This is a genomic window from Rhizobium arsenicireducens, from assembly GCF_964021225.1.
Genome location: NZ_CAXHYK020000001.1, coordinates 441,259 through 462,823 on the forward strand (window position 1 = coordinate 441,259; position 21,565 = coordinate 462,823).

At 61.4% G+C, this 21,565-nt stretch carries 16 protein-coding genes and 2 pseudogenes; 4 read left to right on the forward strand and 14 right to left on the reverse strand.

Annotation, left to right across the window (positions count from 1 at the left end; all coding sequences use genetic code 11):
* Positions 1 to 19: 19 nt before the first annotated feature.
* On the reverse strand, positions 20 to 1,231 hold the full coding sequence (locus ACWPVA_RS02055; protein ID WP_454286090.1) for a lytic murein transglycosylase: 1,212 nt from the start codon (positions 1,229 to 1,231) through the stop codon (positions 20 to 22).
* Positions 1,232 to 1,426: 195 nt separating this feature from the next.
* Here ACWPVA_RS02055 and galU point away from each other — a divergent pair, with 195 nt between their 5' ends.
* Positions 1,427 to 2,314, forward strand: coding sequence for a UTP--glucose-1-phosphate uridylyltransferase GalU (galU, locus tag ACWPVA_RS02060; protein WP_454286091.1), 888 nt, complete (start codon positions 1,427 to 1,429; stop codon positions 2,312 to 2,314).
* A gap of 68 nt (positions 2,315 to 2,382) precedes the next feature.
* Here galU and ACWPVA_RS02065 read toward each other — a convergent pair whose 3' ends face one another.
* The gene (locus ACWPVA_RS02065) at positions 2,383 to 3,882 is read right to left on the reverse strand and encodes an outer membrane beta-barrel protein (protein ID WP_454286092.1); all 1,500 of its coding nucleotides are present in this window, start codon (positions 3,880 to 3,882) and stop codon (positions 2,383 to 2,385) included.
* A gap of 210 nt (positions 3,883 to 4,092) precedes the next feature.
* Here ACWPVA_RS02065 and ACWPVA_RS02070 point away from each other — a divergent pair, with 210 nt between their 5' ends.
* Positions 4,093 to 5,088, forward strand: coding sequence for a KpsF/GutQ family sugar-phosphate isomerase (locus tag ACWPVA_RS02070; RefSeq protein WP_454286093.1), 996 nt, complete (start codon positions 4,093 to 4,095; stop codon positions 5,086 to 5,088).
* On the opposite strand, the gene ACWPVA_RS02075 is transcribed toward ACWPVA_RS02070, so the two are convergent.
* The 11 genes and pseudogenes from ACWPVA_RS02075 to ACWPVA_RS02125 form a co-directional block, all read right to left on the reverse strand.
* Positions 5,089 to 5,547: an NfeD family protein gene (locus tag ACWPVA_RS02075; RefSeq protein WP_454286094.1), complete on the reverse strand. Its 459-nt coding sequence runs from the start codon at positions 5,545 to 5,547 to the stop codon at positions 5,089 to 5,091. It lies immediately after the preceding gene.
* Positions 5,548 to 5,550: 3 nt separating this feature from the next.
* On the reverse strand, positions 5,551 to 6,564 hold the full coding sequence (locus tag ACWPVA_RS02080; RefSeq protein WP_454286095.1) for an SPFH domain-containing protein: 1,014 nt from the start codon (positions 6,562 to 6,564) through the stop codon (positions 5,551 to 5,553).
* 110 nt (positions 6,565 to 6,674) lie between these two features.
* Entirely contained in the window at positions 6,675 to 7,709 is a 1,035-nt protein-coding gene (gene hemH / locus ACWPVA_RS02085) for a ferrochelatase (RefSeq protein WP_454286096.1), read from the reverse strand.
* 126 nt (positions 7,710 to 7,835) lie between these two features.
* The gene (locus ACWPVA_RS02090; RefSeq protein WP_454286097.1) at positions 7,836 to 9,698 is read right to left on the reverse strand and encodes a 5'-nucleotidase C-terminal domain-containing protein; all 1,863 of its coding nucleotides are present in this window, start codon (positions 9,696 to 9,698) and stop codon (positions 7,836 to 7,838) included.
* A gap of 206 nt (positions 9,699 to 9,904) precedes the next feature.
* Complete coding sequence (gene omp10, locus ACWPVA_RS02095) at positions 9,905 to 10,270, reverse strand: outer membrane lipoprotein Omp10 (protein WP_454286098.1); 366 nt, start codon at positions 10,268 to 10,270, stop codon at positions 9,905 to 9,907.
* Positions 10,271 to 10,477: 207 nt separating this feature from the next.
* Complete coding sequence (locus ACWPVA_RS02100; protein ID WP_454286099.1) at positions 10,478 to 11,923, reverse strand: homospermidine synthase; 1,446 nt, start codon at positions 11,921 to 11,923, stop codon at positions 10,478 to 10,480.
* A gap of 113 nt (positions 11,924 to 12,036) precedes the next feature.
* Positions 12,037 to 12,930 (reverse strand): heme-dependent oxidative N-demethylase family protein, encoded by an 894-nt coding sequence (locus ACWPVA_RS02105; protein WP_454286100.1) that lies wholly within the window; start codon positions 12,928 to 12,930, stop codon positions 12,037 to 12,039.
* A 46-nt stretch (positions 12,931 to 12,976) separates the two neighbouring features.
* A complete protein-coding gene (locus ACWPVA_RS02110) occupies positions 12,977 to 13,261 on the reverse strand; it encodes a YciI family protein (protein WP_454286101.1) in 285 nt (94 codons plus the stop codon).
* Entirely contained in the window at positions 13,261 to 13,926 is a 666-nt protein-coding gene (locus tag ACWPVA_RS02115; protein WP_454286102.1) for an aminotransferase class IV family protein, read from the reverse strand. Before ACWPVA_RS02115 ends, ACWPVA_RS02110 begins: the two co-directional genes overlap by 1 nt.
* Positions 13,875 to 15,033: pseudogene (locus ACWPVA_RS02120) on the reverse strand (aminodeoxychorismate synthase component I). Before ACWPVA_RS02120 ends, ACWPVA_RS02115 begins: the two are co-directional and overlap by 52 nt.
* 21 nt (positions 15,034 to 15,054) lie before the next feature.
* Positions 15,055 to 16,907: pseudogene (locus ACWPVA_RS02125) on the reverse strand (M3 family oligoendopeptidase).
* Positions 16,908 to 17,145: 238 nt separating this feature from the next.
* Between ACWPVA_RS02125 and ACWPVA_RS02130 the strand changes: the two are divergent.
* Complete coding sequence (locus tag ACWPVA_RS02130) at positions 17,146 to 18,687, forward strand: sigma-54-dependent transcriptional regulator (RefSeq protein WP_454286103.1); 1,542 nt, start codon at positions 17,146 to 17,148, stop codon at positions 18,685 to 18,687.
* Between the two features lie 781 nt (positions 18,688 to 19,468).
* Positions 19,469 to 21,178 (forward strand): DUF882 domain-containing protein, encoded by a 1,710-nt coding sequence (locus ACWPVA_RS02135; RefSeq protein ID WP_454286104.1) that lies wholly within the window; start codon positions 19,469 to 19,471, stop codon positions 21,176 to 21,178.
* 104 nt (positions 21,179 to 21,282) lie between these two features.
* Here ACWPVA_RS02135 and ACWPVA_RS02140 read toward each other — a convergent pair whose 3' ends face one another.
* Entirely contained in the window at positions 21,283 to 21,549 is a 267-nt protein-coding gene (locus tag ACWPVA_RS02140; protein WP_454286105.1) for a DUF2312 domain-containing protein, read from the reverse strand.
* Positions 21,550 to 21,565: the final 16 nt, after the last annotated feature.

The following is a 21,565-nucleotide window of genomic DNA, read 5'->3' on the forward strand; positions in this document are numbered from 1 at the left end:
AGGCGGGCATGCGCAATTGTCAATTGCGCAGCTTGTCTAACAGATCCCGCGTCGGCTGGCCGTCGGCGGCCATGCCGAGGCGTGTCTGGATCGCGGTAATGGCGGCCTTCGAGCCGGAACCAAAGTTGCCGTCGATCTCGCCGTTGTAATAGCCGAGGGCCCGCATGCGGTCCTGCAGTTCGAACTTTTCCTTGATGTCCAGGCTGCCATCTGGGCGGGGCCATGCCTGCTGCATCCCGCCGTAGCCGGCGATTTCGTCGGCAAGCAATCCGACGGCGAGCGCGTAGCTGTCGGCGGCGTTGTAGCGCTTGATGACGAAGAAGTTCTTGGTCATCAGGAAGCCTGGACCGTTGGTGCCACCCAGCATTTTCAGTTCGGCCCGCTGGTTGCCGTTCTTGAAGCCTTTGCCGCTCGGCCGCACGTAGCCCAACGCCGCCCATTGGGCGAGGGTCTTGGTCTGCCCCGCATGGGCGTGGCCACCCTTTGGAACGACGACCTCGAAACCCCAGGTCTGTCCTGTCTGCCAGCCGTTCTTCGCCAGCAGATTGGCCGCGGTTGCGAGCGCATCCGGCACTGAATGCCAGATGTCCTTCCGACCATTGCCGTCGGCATCGATCGCATAGAGCAGGTAGCTGGAGGGGATGAATTGCGTATGGCCCATTGCCCCCGCCCATGAGCCCATCAGGTTCTTGGAGGATACATCGCCGTTTTGCAGCATCTTCAGGGCGGCGACCAGCTGGCTTTTGGCATATTTCGATCGCCTGGTGTCGGCGTAGCCGAGGGTTGCAAGTGCGCGCGGCACGTGATGCAGCCGATCGGGGTTTTCAAGCGCCGCGCCGTAATTGGACTCCATCGACCAGATGGCGAGGAGCACATTCCTGTCGACACCGAAATGGCGTTCAAGTGAGGCAAGCGTCGAACCGTGCTTGGCCGCCATCTCGCGGCCGATCTTGACCGTGTAGGGATTGACGCGCGAGTCGAGATAATCCCAGATCTTCGACTTGAATTCTGGTTGATAGCGGGCCTTTTCCAGTACGAGGGGATCAGGCGTGGTAACCCCCGCGAAGGCTTGGCTATAGGTTTTCTGGCTGATGCCGCTCTTGGCGGCCGTTGCGTAGAATCCATTGATCCACTTAGTGAAGCCAGCGTCTGCCGAGGCCGGTCCGGCCATGAGGCCGGCGGCGATGGAAATGGCAATAGCTCCGAAAAGCTTGCGATTTTTTCTCGTCATGGGAACATCCCCGTTCTGTTACGGTTCTTTTCCAGCCGATCTGGAGGCTGTTCAGCCAAGGTTAAGGCAACAGCGTCAACAAAGTCTTTACCATGCAGCAGGGCCTCGCAAAACCTTTGCGAAATGGTAGCGAATATATAGTAGTGCGCGGGTGCTTGTTAAAGAAGCCCGGGCAGAAGCCTCGAGGAGGAATGTGTGGTTCACCGAAAGAGACTCCGTAAAGCTGTTTTCCCTGTCGCCGGTCTCGGCACGCGCTTTCTTCCGGCCACCAAGGCTGTTCCGAAGGAAATGCTGACCGTCGTCGATAAGCCGGTCATTCAATATGTGGTCGACGAGGCTGCGGAGGCTGGTATTGAGCACTTTGTGTTTGTCACGGGCCGCGGCAAGGGCGTGATCGAAGACTATTTTGACATCCAGTACGAATTGGAGCAGACGCTGAAGGCGCGTAACAAGCATGCCGAACTGACGCTGCTTTCAGGTCTGTTGCCGAAGGCGGGTTCGGCGAGCTTCACCCGTCAACAGGAGCCACTCGGTCTCGGCCATGCGGTCTGGTGCGCTCGCGACATCGTCGGCCGCGAACCGTTTGCGCTGCTCTTGCCGGACATGATCATGCGTGGCGAAAAGGGTTGCCTCAAGGGCATGGTCGAGCTCTACGAAAAGACCGGCGACAATATCGTTGCGGTAGAGGAGTGCGATCCGTCGCAGACCCACAAATACGGCATCGTCGGCGTCGGCGAGGTGCTGGAGGGCGGCTTCCGCATCACCGAAATGGTCGAGAAGCCGGCCAAAGGCACGGCGCCTTCGAACTTCTTCATCAACGGCCGCTACATCCTGCAGCCGGAAATCTTCGCCATTCTTGAAACGCAGGAGCGTGGTGCCGGCAACGAGATCCAGCTCACCGACGGCATGCTCAAGCTCGCCAAGGAACAGGCCTTTGCCGGATATCACTTCAAGGGCCAGACCTTCGACTGCGGTGCCAAGGATGGCTTCATCCTCGCCAATGTCTCCTTCGCCATCGAGCGCGCCGACATCCGTCCGATGATCGAGGAACCACTCAAGGCGCTGCTGGCAGCGCTGAAGTAGGCGGCGGCGTCTCGCGAATGCTGGAGCCGCGTCCGTGGAGGGCGCGGCTGTATCGTTTTCGCAACGCTCTAGCGCTTGGCGGTGAGGCCGATCGAGGTGGTCAGCACGTCGCTGCTGGCGGATCCGTTCCGCTCAGTGCGCTCGTATTCGATATCCGTCGTCAAATCGAGGTAGCGGTTTATCCCCCAGGTCAAGCCTGCGCCCGTCGTATAGGTGACGGCGTTCTGGGCCAATGCGCTGTCCGGATAGCGCGTCCATTCGATCGCGTTTGCCAGTCGAAGCACGAGATTTTCGCGGAGCTGATGCTGCACCTTGGAATTGAGGTTGTAGATCACCGAACCGTTCAGGCCGGCGGTGGTTGCCGGATCAATGGTCGTCGAAAGCCCAAGATCGACATCGGTCCCCCGGCGCGGCGACCAGGTGACGTTGCCGTCCACGGTCACTGCGGCGAGATCATCGAGTCGCAAATCCTCGAAGCGCTGGCGCTCGTAGCCGATGCCTAGTTCACCCTTGAGCTTCTCGCCGAAATCGACGGCGATGCCGGCCTTTGCCGCATAGGTGTCGGCGGAGCGCGCATAGCCGGAAGAATCGCGCCTGTCATCGTAGTTGACTTTGCCGATCGCCACTTCGACAAAGGGGGTGAGGGCGGGAGAGATTTCGTAGCCGATGCGTCCGCGCAACTCGCCCGACAGACGGTTGCGATCGCTGAGTGAGAGGGTGGTTCCGTCCGGGAATTCCGCATCGGAATACTGAAACCGGGTGATGTCGGCCGCAATCGTGCCGCGCAGACGGCCGAAGTCGTGCTCCACCGAAACGCCGCCGGTGTATTGGTGGATGCCGGACTGGACCGAGGCGCCGGAAATGGCGTTCGGGTCGTCACTATCCTCTCGGCTGAAGTTGTATCCGCCCTTGATGTGGGCGACGGTCTGGTCGGCGAGATCGAGGCGCAAGTCGGCGTTGATGTTTGCTCGAGGATCAGTCGCCCCGTCGCCGGAGAGGTTCTCCTGCCAATAGCCTTCCCCGCTGATCATCAGCTCGTGGCGCGACCAGTCGGTCGTCAGCGTTCCCTTGAGGCCGGTTTCGGAGAACGTGCGGTTCCCGCTGTTGGTCCGCTCATGGACGAGCTTTTCGCTGATCGACGGGCGCAGCACCATCGTGCCGATGTGGACGCCTTCGCCATCCAGGTCGCGGCGCGTTCTCAATGCCGTCGGGTCATCCAGAGTTGTTTCGCGCAAGTTCTGTCGGCCGAGATCGAGCGGCCGGGCATTGACGTCCAGGTCTGCATCCGTGGCCAAGGCATCCGCGCCGAGGGGATCTGTCATGCCGTCCGCGTCGCCCGTCGCGGCTGCGGTGGTCGGATCAACGGTCGCAGTCGGATCTCCCGTGGCCGGCAGGGTGGCATTGTTGCGGCTCTGGCCCGGTAACGGCGTCCAGGTGGTGGACGGATCTGCAGTCTGTGCCACTGCGGGCACGACGAGGCCGAGCAGGCCGCAGGTCAGTAGGCCGGCCGAGAGAGCGGATACCCGGCGGCGTGCGCCCTCCGCTTCGGTCTTTGTATTCTGAACCATCTGGACTTCGCCCGGCAATGCTGGAATGCTTACCCAAAGGTAAAGCGCTGTGGTTAACGTTTAGTTGCCGTCGGTGCGCTGTCCCGAAATGAGTGCTCGCGGGCGGGCGTAACAGATTTTTGCCGTGAAGCTGTGCATGACGTTTCCTCCCAGAGTTGATGATCATCTGATCTTCTGGACAGGTGCAGACAAAAGCAGTAAGGAACCGCCATGATCAAGCGCGCTGTAAATCTTGTCGAAGCTGGAGCCATCGAATCGGCTCTTAGGGTGGTCTCAACCGAACGGGCCGGGTTGGACGCCCTGGAACGTGCGCTCACCGAGAGCCTTGCTGGACCTTTCTGCAATGCCATCAGGGTCATCGGCGGCATTTCCGGTCGCGTGATCGTCACCGGCGTCGGCAAGAGCGGCCATATCGGCACGAAGCTCGCCGCCACCTTTGCCTCGACCGGCACGCCCTCTTTCTTCGTCCATCCGGTGGAAGCCAATCATGGCGACCTCGGCATGATTGCCCGCGACGACGTGATCCTTGCCATGTCCTGGAGCGGCGAGAGCACCGAACTGCACGGCATCCTTTCCTATTCGCGCCGCTTTTCCATTCCGCTGATCGCCCTTACAGCCGGCGCGACCTCGACGCTGGCGCGCGAAGCCGACATCGTCCTTCTTCTGCCGAAGGAGCAGGAAGCCTGTCCGCATGGCGTTGCGCCGACGACGTCGACCATCATGCAGCTCGCCATGGGCGACGCGCTCGCCATCGCTCTGCTTGAAGCACGCGGCTTCACGGCCCATGATTTCCGCACCTTCCATCCGGGTGGCAAGCTGGGCGCTATGCTTAGCCATGTCTCCGACATCATGCACACCGGCGACAGCCTTCCGCTCGTTCCGGTCGGCACCTCGATGCCGGAAGCGATAACCGTCCTGTCGATGAAGCGTTTTGGCTGCGTCGGGGTGATCGATGGGGCCGGAACGCTGTGCGGCATCGTCACCGACGGCGATATTGCCCGACACCTGAGCGTCAATCTCGGCGAAACCTTGGTCGATGACGTGATGACCCGCAATCCGAAGACGGTCAACTCGACCGTTCTGGCGACCAGCGCCATGGGTTTACTCAACCAGCACAATATCTCGGCGCTGTTCGTCACCGAGGAAGACGGCACGCCGCTCGGCATCGTGCACTTCCACGATCTGCTCCGGATCGGCGTCGCCTGATCAGGCGGCCTCTACGGTCAAGTCACTACCATTCCACGAAACAATTCGAACCTGGGTGCCTGCCGCAAGGTCCGGCCCCAGCACCGGCCAGAAGGTGTCATCGAGGCGGATACGCCCGTGCCCCTCGGCAATTGGCTCCTGCAGGGTCGCGGTACGGCCGACTAGGCTCGCGCCACGTTGATTCAGCAGCGGTTCGTCGGTTACCTGGTCCGATTTCGACAAGAACCTGCGGCCAAGCAAGGTAGCGACGACCGCCAGCGCGGCGAAGGTCAGTGACTGGATCTGCCAGCCCCATACGGCACTCTCCCAAAGCAGCAGCGAGATAACCCCGGTCGCAAGCGCGCCGATGCCGATCCACACCAGGAAGACGCCGGGGAGCAGGAGTTCGGCGGCCAGCAGCAACAGGCCAAGCAGCCACCAACTCCACGGACCCAGTTCAGCGACCATGCGGCTCAGCATTGCTCAGGTCTCCCGGTCGGGTGCGAATGGATTGACCGCCGGTGTCGTGCGCGCCGGTACTGCGGGTGTCGTCGGTCGGGCACGCGGCGCGGCGGACTGATCGCCGAAGACCTCGCGCGCGATGGCGCCTATGCCACCGAGCGAGCCGATCAGGCTCGAGGCTTCCATTGGCATCAGCACGACCTTGGAATTCGGCGCCGTGCCGATCGCGCTCATGGCCTCGGTGTATTTCTGCGCGACGAAGTAGTTGATCGCATTGATGTCCCCGGCGGCGATCGCCTCAGACACCATGCGTGTCGCCTTTGCTTCCGCCTCGGCCAGCCGCTCTCTGGCTTCCGCCTCGCGATAGGCGGCTTCGCGCTGGCCTTCTGCCTGCAGGATTGCCGATTGCTTGGCGCCCTCGGCGCGCAGGATCTGCGCGTTGCGGAAACCTTCGGCTTCAAGCACCTGGGCGCGCTTCTCACGCTCCGCCTTCATCTGCCGGCCCATGGCATCGACCAGATCCTTCGGCGGCTGAATATCCTTGATCTCGACGCGGGTGACCTTGATGCCCCACGGGCCGACCGCCTCGTCGACGACGCGCAACAGACGGTCGTTGATGACCTCGCGGTTGGACAGCAGTTCGTCGAGATCCATCGAGCCCATGACCGAGCGGATATTTGTCATCGTCAGGTTCAGGATCGCGTTTTCCAGATCGGCGACCTGATAGGCGGCCTGGGCGGCGTTGAGGATCTGGTAGAAGGCGACTGCGTCGGCCGAGACGCTGGCATTGTCCTTGGTGATGACCTCCTGGGTCGGAACGTCGAGCACCTGTTCCATGACGTTGAGCTTGGAGCCGATCCGCTCGATGAAGGGCACGATCAGGTTGAGGCCGGGCTCCAGTGTGCGCGTATAGCGACCGAAGCGCTCGATCGTGTAGCGGAAGCCCTGCGGCACGGTCTTGATACCAGCGAAGAGAACGAGGATGACAAGGGCAACGAGCGCGATGACGACGATATCGGGACCAGCAAAATCCATGATGTGTTCTCCTGACAGTGCTTGACGCGGGGTTGGGGCACCGTCCGCATGGTTCTACCATCGGACGGCGACGAAGGCATTGCAAGGCCGAAGCGTCTGGTTGGAGACGATTAGACCCAGCCCTGAAGCTCGCGGCGCACGACATGCTCCAGCACGCGCATGCCTTCCTCGCTGTCGTTTAGACAGGGAATGTGCGTGAATTTCTCCCCGCCATTGTGGAGGAATTCCTCGCCCGCTTCACCGGCGATTTCCTCCAAGGTCTCAAGGCAGTCGGAAACGAAGCCTGGATTGATGATGGCGATCCGCTTCACGCCTTCCTTGGCCAGTCTTTCGACCGTCTTGTCGGTATAGGGCTGGAGCCATTCCTCCGGTCCGAAACGCGATTGGAAGGTGACCATGAGCTTCGTCTTGTCCCAGCCGAGCACATCGCCCAGCAGACGGGTCGTCTTGTAGCACTGGCAGTGATATGGGTCGCCCTTCTTGAAGTAAGACTGCGGAATGCCGTGATACGATGTCAGCACCATTTCCGGCTCCCAGTCGAGGGTTGCGAGGTGCTTGCGGATCGAGGTGGCCAGTGCTTCGATGTAAACCGGGTCGTCGTGATAGCGCGGAACGGTTCGCAGTGCCGGTTGCCACCGCATGTCCAGCAGTGCCTTGAAGGCTTCGTCGTTCACCGTTGCAGTGGTGGCAGCGGCATATTGCGGATAGAGCGGAAAGACGAGGATCTTCTCGCAACCATCCTTCTGAAGTTCGTCCATCTTGGAGCGGATCGACGGCTGGCCGTAGCGCATGGCCCAGTCAACGCGCACGTTCGGAAGGTCGGCGAAGGATGCTGCCATCTTTTCCGCCTGGTTGCGCGTATAGGTCCGCAGATAGCTTTCGTTCAGCTCGTTATTCCAGATCGCCTCATAGGCCTTGCCGACCTTCTGAGGCCGCTTGTTCAGGACGATGCCGTAGAGGATCGGATACCAGAACCACCGCGACCACTCAATGACGCGTCGGTCTTTGAGGAACTCCTCGAGATAACGACGCATCGACTTGTAGTCGGTGCCGTCCGGCGTGCCAAGATTGACGAGTAGCACCCCGACCTTGCCGAATTTGACCGGCGGATGATCGGAGGGGAGGTGAGATGTGTCTATGGTCATGTCGAAATCCTGCTGATGGCGCTCGATATCCAATACGTTGGAGAGCGCTTTCGGGATCATCCTTTAAAAGCAAAAACCGGCACGGGAAAGCCCGCACCGGTTCCACAGCTGCGGCATACCGCCCCCCTAGTTGGCGGGAAGCTCGAGTTCGTCGCCGACCCCGATCACGTTCGGATTCCTCAGCTTGTTGGCTTCTGCAATCTTGGTCCACAGATTGCCGTCACCATAGGTGGCGAGCGCAATCTTCCAAAGGCTGTCGCCGCGGACGACCGTGTACGTCTTCGCGGTCCCCGCCACGGCGTCGCTGGCGGCCGGGGCGGTAGTCGCGGGCGCCTCGGTTGTCGTAGCCGGAGCTTCGGTGGTTGCCGCAGGCGTTACAGTTGCCGCGACTTCGGTAATGCGGCCGTCGGTGTATGGCTTGTAGGGGCTGTTCTTGGCAATGTAGTCGGCCAGGACGGTTTCGAGGCCTGGACCGAAGTCATAGGCGTTCTGGCCTGCCGTGGCGAAGATCTTGTAGCCGTCGCCGCCGGCGCGCATGTAGTTGTTGGTGGCAATGCCGTAGAGCTTTTCCGGATCGAGCGCGACGAAGCCGTCGCCTTCCTTCACCTCGACCGAGACGACGCGGCTGCCAGCCGGCTTCGACTTGTCGAACGAATACTTCAGACCGGAGACCTGCGGGAAGCGGCCGGCACCTTCCTCGATCTGGCCGAGGCCGTTCTCGAGTGCCGCGACAATGTCGGAGCCCTTGAGCTTGAACGTGGCGAGCGTGTTCTGGAAGGGTAGGACGGTCAGGGCTTCGCCCATGGTGACAGTGCCGGCATCGATCGAGGCACGCAGGCCGCCGCCGTTCTGGATGGCGATCGTTATCCCCTGATCCTTTACGCGGTCGACCATAGCGTCGGCGACGAGATTGCCCATCGTGCATTCTGCCGTGCGGCAGACTTCGCGCGAACCGTCGATGACATCCGTGGTCTCGCCGATTTCCTTCATCTTCAGTTCTTCGATCGGCGCGCCGAGTTCGGCGACCTTGGCTACATAGGCTGCATCAGGCGCAACGGAGTGGTCGAGCAGCTTTGGCGCTCCCTCGGCAGTCTTGATGGCGCCCGCGTCATCGAACACGACCTTCAGGTCGCCGAGATACTTGGAATAGGCGTAGGCCGTGACGATCGGCACGTCCTGGCCGGAGGGATTCTTTACCAGTGTCGGATAGGGGCCAACTGCCTTTTCGTCGGTCGAGGACAGCAGGGTATGGCTGTGGCCACCGACGATCACGTCGATTCCATCGACGGCCTTGGCGATCTCCTGATCCTTGACATAGCCGACATGCGAAAGAAGCACGATCTTGTTGACGCCGGCCGCCTCGATCTCCTTCACGGCATCCTTCAGATAGCTGATCTCGTCGATGAAGAGCACGTCCTGGCCGGGCGACGAGGTCTCATCGGTGTCGGTCGCGAGGACCGAGACGACGGCGACCTTTTCCGCGCCGAATTCCTTGATGATGTAGGGTTTGTATTTTTCGGCGATCGGCGTGTTGAGGCCGGCCAGAACGTTGCCGGAGACCATCGGGAACTTCAAGGCGTCGATGAAGCGCGCCAGTTCCTCCGGACCATCGTCGAATTCGTGGTTGCCGATGGCCATCGCATCGTAGCCGATGTCGTTCATGAACTCAGCGATCGGGGCGCTTTTGTATGTCGTGTAGAACAGCGAGCCCTGGAACTGGTCGCCGGCGTCGAGCACCAGGACGTTGGTGTCCTTCAGTTCCGCCTTGCGGGCATCGATGGCGGTTTTCATGCGGGCTATGCCGCCGAAGCACTCATTCTTGCCAGCTTCCTCGGCGCTGCAAGTCGAATCATACTTGTTGATCTCTTCGATCCGCGAGTGGAAATCGTTGGTGTGGAGGATGTTCAGCTCGAAATCAGCGAAGGCAGCGCTGGTTGACAGGGCAAGCACGGAAGCGCTCAATAAACCAGATCGCAGGTGTCTCAACATCGCTTTTCTCCTGTTTTCAAAATAGAATTCCGAGGTGCCGTGCGGCATTCCCGCGTGTTCAAAAGTCTTAGTCGAAGCGATGTTTTCACCAAGTCGGGGCAACTGCAAGAGGAAAACGGCGCGAAGACAAAGCCTGTGCTGGTGACAAAAAAACCGGCCAGCGTCGCCGCCGACCGGTCGTCATGGAATTATGCTGGAACCCGCGCTCAACCGCGGCGGGCAAGCGAGAATTGAGAACCGGCGTCGGACGTGCAGTTCAGCTGGCTCGGCGTCACCAGGGCGCAATTCACCTTGGACTGGGTGTTGCGCACCAGCGAGGTCATGTTGATTTCGACGAGCCGATCCGAAACCATCATATAGGTGCCGGATGCGAGCAACTGGTTGCTGTCGGTCGTGCGGGTGGAGAATGTGCCTGCCCGGAAGGTCGAGACGATGCCGTTCGGATCGACCCACGCGCCATCGACGGTCGGCGCCTGACGAACCGGAGGAAGGGGCTGCCGCGGACCGGTCGAGGAGCAGGCGGCCAGCGTCCCGGTGCATGCCAGCAATGCTACAATAGACTTGATTTTCATTACCGTCTCCTGCCTGTCGCTTTCGCCCCGCGACGTTGAAATGCCTGACTGATTTCGCCAAACCATGCCGCGAAGACATGGTGAAAGCAAGTCCGCCGCTCCTTGTGGAGGGGGGATATGCAGGATTAGCGGCAACTTATTGACATTTGGCAACAGAAAGCCCGCCGCTTGGAGCAGCGGGCGAACTTGCCGTCTGCAGAAACAAATTTAGCGAACGAGGACGTTCTTGAACTGCCACGGATCCTTGGTGTCGATGTCTTCCGGGAAAAGGCCCGGTCGACCATCAAGCGGGGTCCAGTCTGTGTAGTGTCCCTCGACCGGGCCGAGATACTGCGCCTGCACTTCGAGGCAGCGCTTGTAGTCGACTTCGTCGGCTTCGACGATGCCAGCCTTGGGGTTCTCCAGTGCCCAGACCATGCCGGCCAGAACGGCCGAGCTGACCTGCAGGCCGGTGGCGTTCTGGTAGGGGGCGATGCGGCGGGTTTCTTCCAGCGACAGGCGCGAACCGTACCAGTAGGCATTCTTCTCGTGGCCGTAGAGCAGCACACCGAGTTCATCGACGCCGTCGACCAGTTCGTTCTCGTCAAGAACGTGCAGCACAGGCTGGGCATTGCCGCCATTACCGAACATCTCGTGCAGCGAGAGCACGGCGTCATTGGCCGGGTGATAGGCATAATGGCAGGTCGGACGGTAGGTCACTTCGCCGTCCTTGTCGCGGACCGTGTAGTAGTCGGCGATCGAGATCGATTCGTTGTGGGTGACCAGGAAGCCGTATTGCGGGCCGGGGGTCGGGCACCAGGTACGCACACGGGTGTTGGCGCCCGGCTGCTCGAGGTAGATCCCCGCCTTGCAGCCCTTCTTGTGCTTCTTGGCGTTCTTCGGCATCCAGTTCTCATGGGTACCCCAGCCGAGTTCGGCGGGCTGCAGGCCTTCCGAGATGAAGCCTTCGACAGACCAGGTGTTCCAGAAAACGTTCAGTGGCTTCGGGTTCTTGGTGCGTTGGGTGTCGCGCTCGGCGATGTGCACGCCCTTGACCCCGAGCTTCTTCATCAGCTTGGCCCAGCCTTCGCGATCGTCGGCTATCGGCTCTTCAAACTTCAGGCCGGTCTCGTTGGCGAGGTTGACGAGTGCCTGCTTGACGAACCAGGAGACCATGCCCGGATTTGCGCCGCAGGTGGACACGGCGGTGGTGCCGCCCGGGTTCTTGTTCTTTTCGGCACGAAGGGTTTCGCGCAGCGCGTAGTTGGTGCGCTCGGAATTCTTCATGCTCTTGTCGAAGTAGAAGCCGAGCCACGGCTCGATAACGGTGTCTATGTAGAGAACGTCAAGCTTGCGGCAGAAGCGCATCAGGTCGACCGAACCGGTATCGACCGAGAGGTTGACCAGGAAGCCCTGGCCAGCGCCTTCGGTCAGCAGCGGCTTCAGCAGCTGCTTGTAGTTTTCCTTCGTAACATGCGCTTGGATGTGCTTCACGCCATGCTTGGCGAGCAGCTCGGCTTCGTCATTGCGCGGATCGATGACCACCATCCGGCTCTTGTCGAACTTGAAATGGCGTTCGATCAGGGGCAGGGTGCCGCGGCCGATCGAACCAAAGCCGATCATGACGATCGGGCCGGTGATCTCGCCGTACACCGGATAGGTCTGCTTGGTCATTGCCTTCTCCTTGCAATGCGGGCCGGGCCCGCTGATATCGGCGGTTCTAGATCATAAAAGCCTGACACAATAAAGAGCGCTTTTCGGCCGCCATGCCCGTTGCTGGCGGATTTTCACGCGTAAGCGCCAGAGCGCAGGCAGCGTAGCAGTTCTTCGCGTTTTTCGGCCAGCCCCTTGTAGGCGATCTGCTCGTCGGTCATCGCCTCCAACTGGGCGGCAAGACCCTGCGCCATCCGCGCACCGTCGGGGTGTCGCTCGAAGACGGCGACGGGGTCGAGATAGATGCGGATGGTGAAGACAAGATCGCCGGTTTGCTTCAGCTTGCGCAGGGTCTGGCGCTCGACGCGGACGAAGGCATTGGCCGGGTCTATGTCGCGGGAGGCCGGATCGGTCGACGGGCGGACGCTGACCGGATGATAGAGCGCATAACGCCAGTTGATCGACCAGTTGAAACGCTCGGCCGGCAGGTCCGGCTGGAGATTGTCGAACACCCGGTTGATGATCGTGTCGTTGCGCGTGCCGCCCTCGAAGCCCGGCACATGCGCGTGGACCTTGGCCATTGGTCGCATGAATTTTTCCGCCAGCGACCAGGAGGAGGGGAAGGCGAGATGGGCGGCGATGATCGTCCAGCCGTCGGGCTTCTTGCGCAGGATCACCAGATCATCCTCAACCAGCGACCCGGCGCGCAGGAGCGGCGGGCGGCTTTCGTCGGCAAGGTCCACGGCATGGCCGGCCGTGGTCATTATCGAGCCTGAGCGGCTGTAGCGGTCGCCGTGGGCCTGCAGCAAGTGGTCCACAAGTAGATCCAGACATTCCTGCTGAGCGTCGATGCTTTCCGGCGCGGCGCGGAAGATGTCGTCAAAGTGGTCCTCTTCGAGACGCCGCTTTTCGTCGAGATAGCGCTTGAGATCGTCGTCCGGCTCTATCCAGCGCTTCGGATCCAGGGCCGAGAGGCCGATGGAGAAGGGCTTGGTCGCGTCGCTGGCATAGGGTGCGTAGGTGGGCATGTTCCGTCGAAGACCTCGTGCGGTAGTCGGCGACAGGTCGTTGCCGTCACCCCTTGAGAAGCTCAAGTTGAGGCAAGGCAGTGGTGATGGCAACCTCCGTTATTTCGTAGTCCGCCACGCCGTGAACCGCGAAGGGATCGCCCGCGACAAAGGCCTCGATGTCTGTCCGTTCGCCCTTGGCAAGAATGACGCCGCCGGTGCGGGGTACCTTGCGGCCGGACGCGAGGAACATGCCGGAGTCATAGCCCTGTTTCACCCAGGTCATGTGCGGTTCCATCAGGCGATCGGCATCTTCCTGCGGCTTCACGTAGGTGAGGGAGAGGATGAACATCAGGCGTCACCTTCCACGAGTTCGGCGCGGATCAGGCCGCGCAGCGAGTTTCCGACATAGAGCTTGCGAAACTTCAGATCCTCGGGCCGCAGCACTTCGCTTCTGGCCTTGCGTTCGCGAATGAGTTCGGCGCGCAATACGCCCGGGAGCAGTCCGCTCGACAGGGCCGGGGTGACGAATTGGCCTTCCTCGACCTCGGCGAAGAGATTGGTGATGGTGCCCTCGCAGACCTCGCCGCGTTCGTTCAGCATAAGGACTTCGTCAGCATCTTCCGGTTTGAATTCGGCGCGGGCCGCCTCATAGGGTTCGCGGCGTGAGGTCTTGTGGCGGTAGAGGCTATCGTCGGATTTCAGATGGGTCTGGGCGATCCGCAGTCGCCAGACGGTATCGTCCGATTGCGGTTCGAACGGGGAAGCTGTGACCTCGATCTTGCCCCGGAATGTCATGGTGAGGCGCACGCGCAGGGGAAAGTCGCCCTCCACCGCGGCTTGCAACTTGGCCAGCGCATCCTGCGGCTGGCGAAATCCCAGCGCGTCGGCGGAGCGGGAGAGGCGTCGCAGATGCTGGTCGAGCCGGAGAAAGCCTCCTCCCGGCTGCCAGCGCATGGTTTCGATCAGCGAGAAATCCATTGATCCCCTACCGCAAAGCGCGCCTTCAACAGGCATTCCTCGTATTCCGCTTCCGCCTTCGAATCGAAGACGATGCCGCCGCCGACATTGAAGACTGCCCGGTGGTCTTTGAAAAGTGTCAGAGTTCGTATGGTCACCGAAAAACGCATGGGCCCGGCCGGGTCGCAGAAGCCGATGGCGCCACAGTAGACGTCGCGTGGCCCTGACTTCGAGCTCGGCGAGAATGCGCATCGCCCACATTTTCGGCGCACCGGTAACCGAACCGCAGGGGAAGAGCGCACGGAAGATTTCCGGTGTGCCGATCCCCTCCAAGAGCTTTGCCCGTACGTGGCTCACCATCTGATGCACGGTCGGATAGGTCTCTATGGCAAAGAGTTTGGGCACCGACAGCGTGCCGACCTCGCTGATGGCCGAAATGTCGTTGCGTAGCAGGTCGACGATCATGCGGTTTTCGGCCTGGGTCTTCTCGTCGGCCAGCATAGCGGCAATGATCGCCTGGTCTTCTTGCAGCGTCTTGCCCCGTGGCGCCGTTCCCTTCATCGGATGGGTCTCGATCCAACCCTCGTCATCAATCTTGAAGAACAGTTCCGGCGAGCGCGACAGGATCACCGGGCCGCCGAGATCGATGAGGGCGCCGTAGTGCACCGGCTGTCGGGCAACCAGGGACCAGAAGGCGGACCGCGGATCGCCACGCCAGCGGGCCTCGATCGGCATGGTCAGGTTCGCCTGGTAACAATCGCCCCGGCGCAGGTGATCGTGCAGGCGCTCGAAGCGTTGGCGGTAGGCGGCAAAATCCCAGCCGGCACGCGGCTCGGTGATGAAGGGGGCGTCTCCCGTTGCGACAGGTGCGGCGAGCGGATGCCCAATTGGCGCGGGGCCGTCGAAAATGCCCATGGCTATGAGCGGCGTCTCCCTGCCATCTTCGACAAGATGCTTCAGTTTTTCCTCGAAGACATAACCGGCCTCATAGGAGACGTAGCCTGCCAGCCATTTGCCCGACCGCCGCTCCGTCTCCAGCCGCTCGAAGGCGGTCAGCACCTCGTCGGCCGTCTGCGCGATGACGATCTCGCGCGGATCGGCAAACAGCAGGCTTTCCCCGCGCTTGTCGTCTCGGAACAGGGCAAAGGGCGGATGGTCAGCCATAGGGCTTGAGCGTTCCCCGGTTCAGGAGGCCTTATCAAGCGCCTCCAGTTCGTCGATCAGGCCTTCTATCATCGACAGGCCCTTGGCCCAGAACGACGGATCGGTAGCGTCGAGGCCGAAGGGAGCGAGCAGTTCTGAATGGTGCTTGGTGCCGCCGGCCTTGAGGAACTCGAAGTACTTCTGCTGGAACCCCTCTTCGGCATTCTGGTAGACCGCATAGAGCGAGTTCACCAGGCAGTCGCCGAAGGCATAGGCGTAGACATAGAAAGGCGAGTGGATGAAGTGGGGAATATAGGCCCACCAGCTCTCATAGCCTTCCGAAATCCTGATCGCCGGGCCGAGGCTCTCCGACTGGACCGAGAGCCACAGCTCGCCGATCTTCTCGGCCGTCAGCTCGCCTTCCTTGCGGGCGGTGTGCACCTTGCGCTCGAATTCGTAAAAGGCGATCTGGCGCACGACCGTGTTGATCATGTCTTCGACCTTTTGGGCGAGCATGGCCTTGCGTTCGCGATTGTCGGCCGTGCGGTCGAGCAGCGTGCGGAAGGTCAGCATCTCGCCGAACACCGAGGCCGTCTCGGCGAGCGTCAGCGGTGTCTGGCACATCAGCGGCCCCTGAGCCCGGCGAGCACCTGGTGCACGCCGTGGCCGAGTTCGTGGGCGAGCGTCATCACGTCGCGCGGTTTGCCGAGATAATTCAGCAGCACATAAGGATGTGCCGATGGCACGGTCGGATGGGCAAAGGCGCCCGGTGCCTTGCCGGCGCGCGCCGGTGCGTCGATCCATTGTTCATCAAAGAAGCGACCCGCGATTTCGGCCATTTCAGGCGCGAAGGCGCCGTAGGCGGCCAGAACCGTATCCTTGGCCTCGTTCCAGGGAATCAACCGGTCCGGCGTCTCCTTGAGCGGTGCGTTGCGATCCCAATAGTTCATCTGCTCCATGCCGAGCCATTTCGCTTTCATCGCATAGTAGCGGTGCGACAGGCGCGGATAGGCATCGCGCACGGCTGCGGCCAGTGCGTCCACAACGTCTCGCTCGACCCGGTTTGCCAGGTGGCGACTGTCGGCTATGTCCTCGAAACCGCGCCAGCGATCGGAGATTTCCTTGTCTTTGGCCAGCGTGTTGGTGACCAGCACGAAGATGCGGATATTGTCCTTGAATGTCTGCGAGAGCGCCTTGGCGGCCTGCTCGCGCAGGGCCGGATCGGCATCCTGCAACATGTTGAGGGTGGCTTCGAGCGGCAGTTCCTGCTCGCCGACCCTGAAGCGCAGCGAGGCGAGCGTCTCGTCGAACAGGCGGTTGAAGGCCGCCGTCCCGGTCATCGACTTTTCCAGGAACAACTGCTCGATCTTGTCCTCGAGTTGGAAGGGCTTGTCCTTCCTGAGGTCGACGATCCACGGGCGGTAGTGGGCAAGTGCCGGATCCTTGTCCATGCTGGTGTCGATGACGGCATCATCGATACGGTTCAGCTCTAGTGCGAAGAACAGAAGATGGGCGGAGAGGTCGGTTAGCTTTGCCTGGACGTCGCCGAAGAATTTCCCGTTCTGGGCATTGGTCATGTCGGAATAGTAGGTGAGGCCGGCATAGGAGGCGATGCGGCCGAGCAGGTCTTCCAGCGCTTCGAGTTCGCGCAGTGCCTTGGACATTCCCTGGTCGCCGGTCAGTGTCGCTGCCTCAGTAAGCTTGCCTTTCCATTTCGTTTCGAAGGCCAGCGAATCCGCGGCTGCCTTTTCAAGGTCGCTTCGGAATGCCCCGGACGTTTGCGACGGATAGAGATGCGAAAGGTCCCAGAGCGGAAGGTCGTCGAGTTCGGTCTGTGGAGCGGCAGCAGCAGCGGCCGTAGACAGGGCGCGGGCGGGCTGGAAATCTCTCGGCATGGTGGTCCTTCCTTTTCCGAACTGATTGGTAAGGAGATGTAGTCAGTCGCGCGCGAGGGGGCAAGCGTCGCTGTCAGCAGGGGTACGATCCCCTGTGCCGGGCACCGCTATCAGATTGATAAAATGCGAGCTTTTCTCAAAACGGGATGTTCAGTCCTTTCGGGCAGGCTTTGCCGGACCATGGTTTGCAAATGCGCATTCCGCATGACGCACCAGAATGAATTCGGGAAGCTCGAAGTTGACCGCTCATATCCTTGTAATCGATGACGATGCGGTCCAGCGCCGCTCACTCAAGGCGGCGATCGAAGGCCTTGGGCATGTCGTACATCTTGCCGACAGCGATCAAGCCGGGCTTGACGTGTTCCGCAGGCATCGACACGAGATCGTAGCCGTTCTGGCGGACCTTTCCGCACCCGAGAGGATTGGCAACGGCTTTCTGGATGCACTGGGCGACCTGCATGCGAGCGTACCGGTGATCGTCCAAACGTCCGAGGGCGCAACCCGCCGTGCCATTGAGGCCATGCGGGCGGGGGCCTTCGACTTTCTCGTCAAACCGTGCTCGATCGAGCGGATTTGCGGCGCGATCCAGAGCGCCGTCAAATTCAACAGCAATGGTTCGCTGGGCCGACCTGGTCGTCGGAGCCGAACTGGTGCCGTCGGCTTTGGCGATATCGTTGCGGCGAGCTCGGCCATGGCCCGCGCGGTTGACCTCGGCCGGCGCGCGGCGCACTCCGTCATTCCTGTCATGCTCGAGGGTGAAAGCGGCGTCGGCAAGGATATGATGGCGCGTGCCATCCACACGACAAGCGAACGCTCGGCGCGCCCCTTTGTTACCATCAACTGTGCGGCAGTTCCGCCCAGCCTGATCGAAGGTGTGCTATTTGGACACGATCCGGCAGGGGTGCCCGGCGAGGCGCAGATCCCCGGCAAGTTTGCGGAAGCTGAAGGCGGTACGCTATTCATCGAGGAGATCAGCGAATTGCCCGCCCATGTGCAGGCGAAGCTCCTTTCCGTCGTGCACAACGGCGAAGTGGAATTGCCCGGCGGCAAGCGACCCCGGAAGATCAATGTCCGGCTGGTCCTCGCCACCAACAAGGACCTGATCGAGGAGGTCAAGGCCGGCCGCTTCCGGGAGGACCTTTACTACCGGCTCAACGTCTATCCGATCACGATCGCCGCGCTGCGCCGCCGCAAGGAAGATATTCCCCATCTGGCGCGCGCCTTCGTGGAGCGTTTCTCGGCTGAGCAGCGCCTCGCGAAACCCCTCACGATCGACGCCGGCGCGCTGGCGCTGCTGACCGGTCATGACTGGCCCGGCAACATCCGCCAGTTGGAGAATACTGTCTACAGGGCAGTCGTCCTGGCCGAAGGTCCAGTTCTCGGCGAGCGCGACTTCCCGCAGATCGCTGCCCAGAAGATCTCGGACCTTGCGCCTACCGCTGCTGGAGGCGGGCGAAACCGAAACGAGGTCGTCCCAGCCACCCAGGCCGAGGTGAGTGGGCATATTCCACCCGCGCCGCAGCCTGCCGAATCGGCTGCTTCCGATCGGATCGCGACAGCCAGCGAAATTGCCGCCAACGTGATCATCAGCACGGACGAAGCCGGCAATGTGCGAAAGCTCGCCGAGATCGAAGAGGAACTGATCCGATTCGCGCTCAAATTCTACCGCGGCCAGATGAGCCAGGTGGCACGCAAGCTCGGCATTGGCCGCTCAACGCTTTACCGAAAGCTGAAAGACTACGGCATCGATCCTGACGACCCCCAGAAGCACGCGGCTTGATGATGCGATCATGGCGTGCATTTGCTGCCGGATGGATGGTGCCAGGCGAGCCCCGGGCCTTTACGGGATATGACGCTCAGGGGCCCGTTGCCCGCCAGGGCCGTCGCACCTTCCGCCAAAGCGATTGATTCCTGCAGGAGAATTGCGGACAGGGTGGACCCGAGAGTAACGGCGCCACAAGATCAAAGGCATTGAATTTTGCGAGCTTTCTCTTGCCGGAGGTTCGCAGAGACAATTGGAGCACGAAGTAGGTCAGCGTCCCGACAGTGATCGCCCGCACGATCCCCGGCCACTCCATCTTCCCAGGTTGCTTTCTGAAACTCACACCAGCTTTCGATGTTCGGTGCATGCATTCCGCGCATTCTTGAGGTTGAATGGCGCGCACCAATGGCTGCGGCCGTCATACTGTGGAGATCGACGCGGAGGGTGGCGAGGAAGCTGCCCGTTCATGACCAGAATAGCCGCCGCACGCCTCGTGCTGCGCAGCGCACTGGAAACGGTGTCCCTCTTGCCGCTAATCACTTGTTAGGCATATGTTCACTATATAAGGATTGATGCTGCCTGTGGCAGAATTGCCATGGTGTTACCGCATTTCGCGGGCATTTATGTGGCGTGGGATATAGTCTTTCAGACGGGGATTGATTTGCTGACCTTGCATGATCGCAGCGCGCCTTCCGGCGGAAACGGGCGCAGTCATCCGACTGCGCATGCGCAGTCCTTCCTCAGGTCGGTCTGTTCGCTCGTTGCTTTCTTCTTCCTTACGTGCGTGGTTTCAATGGGCATGACGGCGACCGCCTCTGCCGAGACCCGCACCCTCAAGATCCACTTCGTTCATACCGGCGAGAAGGCGGCGGTCACGTTCAAGCGCAACGGCCGCTACGACGCTAACGGGCTCAAGCAGTTGAGCTACCTCGTGCGTGACTGGCGACGCAACGAGCCGACCAAAATGGACCCCCGGCTCTTCGATCTTGTCTGGGAAGTCTATCGGCGTGCCGGTGCGACAGGCTACATCACGGTCGTTTCCGGTTATCGATCCCCGGCCACCAATGCGATGCTGCGTTCGCGCTCCAAGGGAGTGGCGAAGGAAAGCCAGCACATGAAGGGCACGGCGATGGATTTCTACATTCCCGGTGTGTCGCTGAGCAAGCTGCGCGAGATCGGCGTCCAGTTGCAGGCCGGTGGGGTGGGCTACTATCCCAGGTCCGGATCGCCCTTCGTGCATATGGATGTTGCCGGCGTCCGTGCCTGGCCGCGAATGTCGCGTCAGGAACTGGTGCGCCTTTTCCCCGATGGCAAGACCGTGCACATTCCTACTGACGGCAAGCCGCTGCCCGGTTATCAGCAGGCGCTGGCAGATTACAAAAAGCGGTTGAGCCTTAACCAAATTCTGGTTGCTGATGAGAAGTCCGGGGGGCGCAAGCGCAAGAACCTGCTCGCCATGCTGTTCGGCGGCGGCGACGAGGACGAAGAGGAAGATGTCGGCCCGCCGCCCAGACGCACACCCGTCGCGCCGCAGCCTGTCGTGACGGCGGCCGAACCGGTGATGATGGCGAGCGCTGCGCCGCCGCCTCCGCAGGCTGAATTGAGGATGCCGGAAGCGACTGTCGCGCTTAATGCACCGGTGCCGGCGGCCCGCCCATCGCTCACTCCCGCCGACAACAGCCTGGCTGTTGCGCTTTACTCCCCGCCACGCAACCCGGCCGAAGACGCGTTGGCGCGGGTCGCGTCCGGCGAGCCGACGGCCGAAGAAGGCTATGCCGACCTGCAGGCAATGAAGATACCCGTTCCGACCCTCCTTGGCCCGCGTGGTATGAAGGGTGATGCGCAAACCTCGGAAATGCTGACTGCGTCCGTCAACCCGGCCCTCACTCAGGCGGTCGAAGGCGAATTGGCGATGGTTCCGGTGCCGGTGGCACGGCCCGCGGTGGCGGAAGCCTTGCTGGCCGGCGCCGAGAGCGACCCGGAATCCGAAGTCGACCAGATCGAGCAGGCAATCCTTTCACCGGAAGCGGCAGCTGCGCTGGAAGAGAGCAATATGCCGATGCCCGGGACACGGCCTGACGCGCCGGTATCAAGTGGTGCCGTTGCGTTGACAATGGGCGAGGTTGAGCCCGCTTCGTCTCCGACGGTCGAGGTGGCAGCTATCGCCCCCCAGGCCAAGCCGGCCGCGAATGCGGGCGAATTCGGCGACGGCTTCGACATGCCGAAGGCGGTCGAGAACAGTGGCATCGAGGCGGGCCTGCCGGCCAAGGGCAAGCGCCCGAGCCAGGCGGAAGCCGAAGCGGCGCGTATGGCAATGTCGGGTGGGCGTCTCACCGAGGACATGATTTCCTACTGGGCTCTGAACCAGGACCGCTTCGAAAAAGTCGACAAGACTGCCAAGGCGCCGCGAATCGTCAGCCGCTCGCTGAGCGCGCCCATGGCGGCTATGCCGGTTGGCTTCCAGCAGGGTGCTGTGTCGGTCGATCCGAACCGTTTCGGGGCACCGTAAGATCGTCGCACCCCGAGATCGCAGTGTGGTCAAGCGCAATACAGAAAACCCGCCGGACAGGCCGTCCGGCGGGTTTTTCAGTTATGGAGACCTTTGGGCTCGGATCATTCCTCCGGCGGGCTCTCGATCATGCCGAGCGCGTGCAGGTAGGTGTCTAGGATCAAGTCCTCTTCCATGCGTTCCTGCTCGTCCTTCTTCCTGAGAGCGATCACCTTCTTGAGGATCTTGGTGTCGAAGCCCATGGACTTGGCTTCGCCGTAGACGTCCTTGATGTCGTCGGCGATGGTCTTCTTTTCTTCTTCGAGGCGCTCGATGCGCTCGACAAAGGCGCGGAGCTGGTCGCGGGCAACGCCGTGTGCGGCATCAGACATGGGCATTCTCCTTCAA

Bases quoted from the DNA above. Each gene is read 5' to 3' on its own strand.
- omp10 (WP_454286098.1), bottom strand. From the start codon at position 10,270: ATGAAAATCAAGTCTATTGTAGCATTGCTGGCATGCACCGGGACGCTG.
- ACWPVA_RS02105 (WP_454286100.1), bottom strand. From the start codon at position 12,930: ATGCCCACCTACGCACCCTATGCCAGCGACGCGACCAAGCCCTTCTCC.
- ACWPVA_RS02135 (WP_454286104.1), top strand. From the start codon at position 19,469: ATGACGGCGACCGCCTCTGCCGAGACCCGCACCCTCAAGATCCACTTC.
- ACWPVA_RS02110 (WP_454286101.1), bottom strand. From the start codon at position 13,261: ATGTTCATCCTCTCCCTCACCTACGTGAAGCCGCAGGAAGATGCCGAT.
- ACWPVA_RS02055 (WP_454286090.1), bottom strand. From the start codon at position 1,231: ATGACGAGAAAAAATCGCAAGCTTTTCGGAGCTATTGCCATTTCCATC.
- ACWPVA_RS02115 (WP_454286102.1), bottom strand. From the start codon at position 13,926: ATGCCTGTTGAAGGCGCGCTTTGCGGTAGGGGATCAATGGATTTCTCG.
- ACWPVA_RS02100 (WP_454286099.1), bottom strand. From the start codon at position 11,923: ATGACCAAGCAGACCTATCCGGTGTACGGCGAGATCACCGGCCCGATC.
- ACWPVA_RS02090 (WP_454286097.1), bottom strand. From the start codon at position 9,698: ATGTTGAGACACCTGCGATCTGGTTTATTGAGCGCTTCCGTGCTTGCC.
- ACWPVA_RS02075 (WP_454286094.1), bottom strand. From the start codon at position 5,547: ATGCTGAGCCGCATGGTCGCTGAACTGGGTCCGTGGAGTTGGTGGCTG.
- ACWPVA_RS02080 (WP_454286095.1), bottom strand. From the start codon at position 6,564: ATGGATTTTGCTGGTCCCGATATCGTCGTCATCGCGCTCGTTGCCCTT.
- ACWPVA_RS02065 (WP_454286092.1), bottom strand. From the start codon at position 3,882: ATGGTTCAGAATACAAAGACCGAAGCGGAGGGCGCACGCCGCCGGGTA.
- hemH (WP_454286096.1), bottom strand. From the start codon at position 7,709: ATGACCATAGACACATCTCACCTCCCCTCCGATCATCCGCCGGTCAAA.
- ACWPVA_RS02070 (WP_454286093.1), top strand. From the start codon at position 4,093: ATGATCAAGCGCGCTGTAAATCTTGTCGAAGCTGGAGCCATCGAATCG.
- ACWPVA_RS02140 (WP_454286105.1), bottom strand. From the start codon at position 21,549: ATGTCTGATGCCGCACACGGCGTTGCCCGCGACCAGCTCCGCGCCTTT.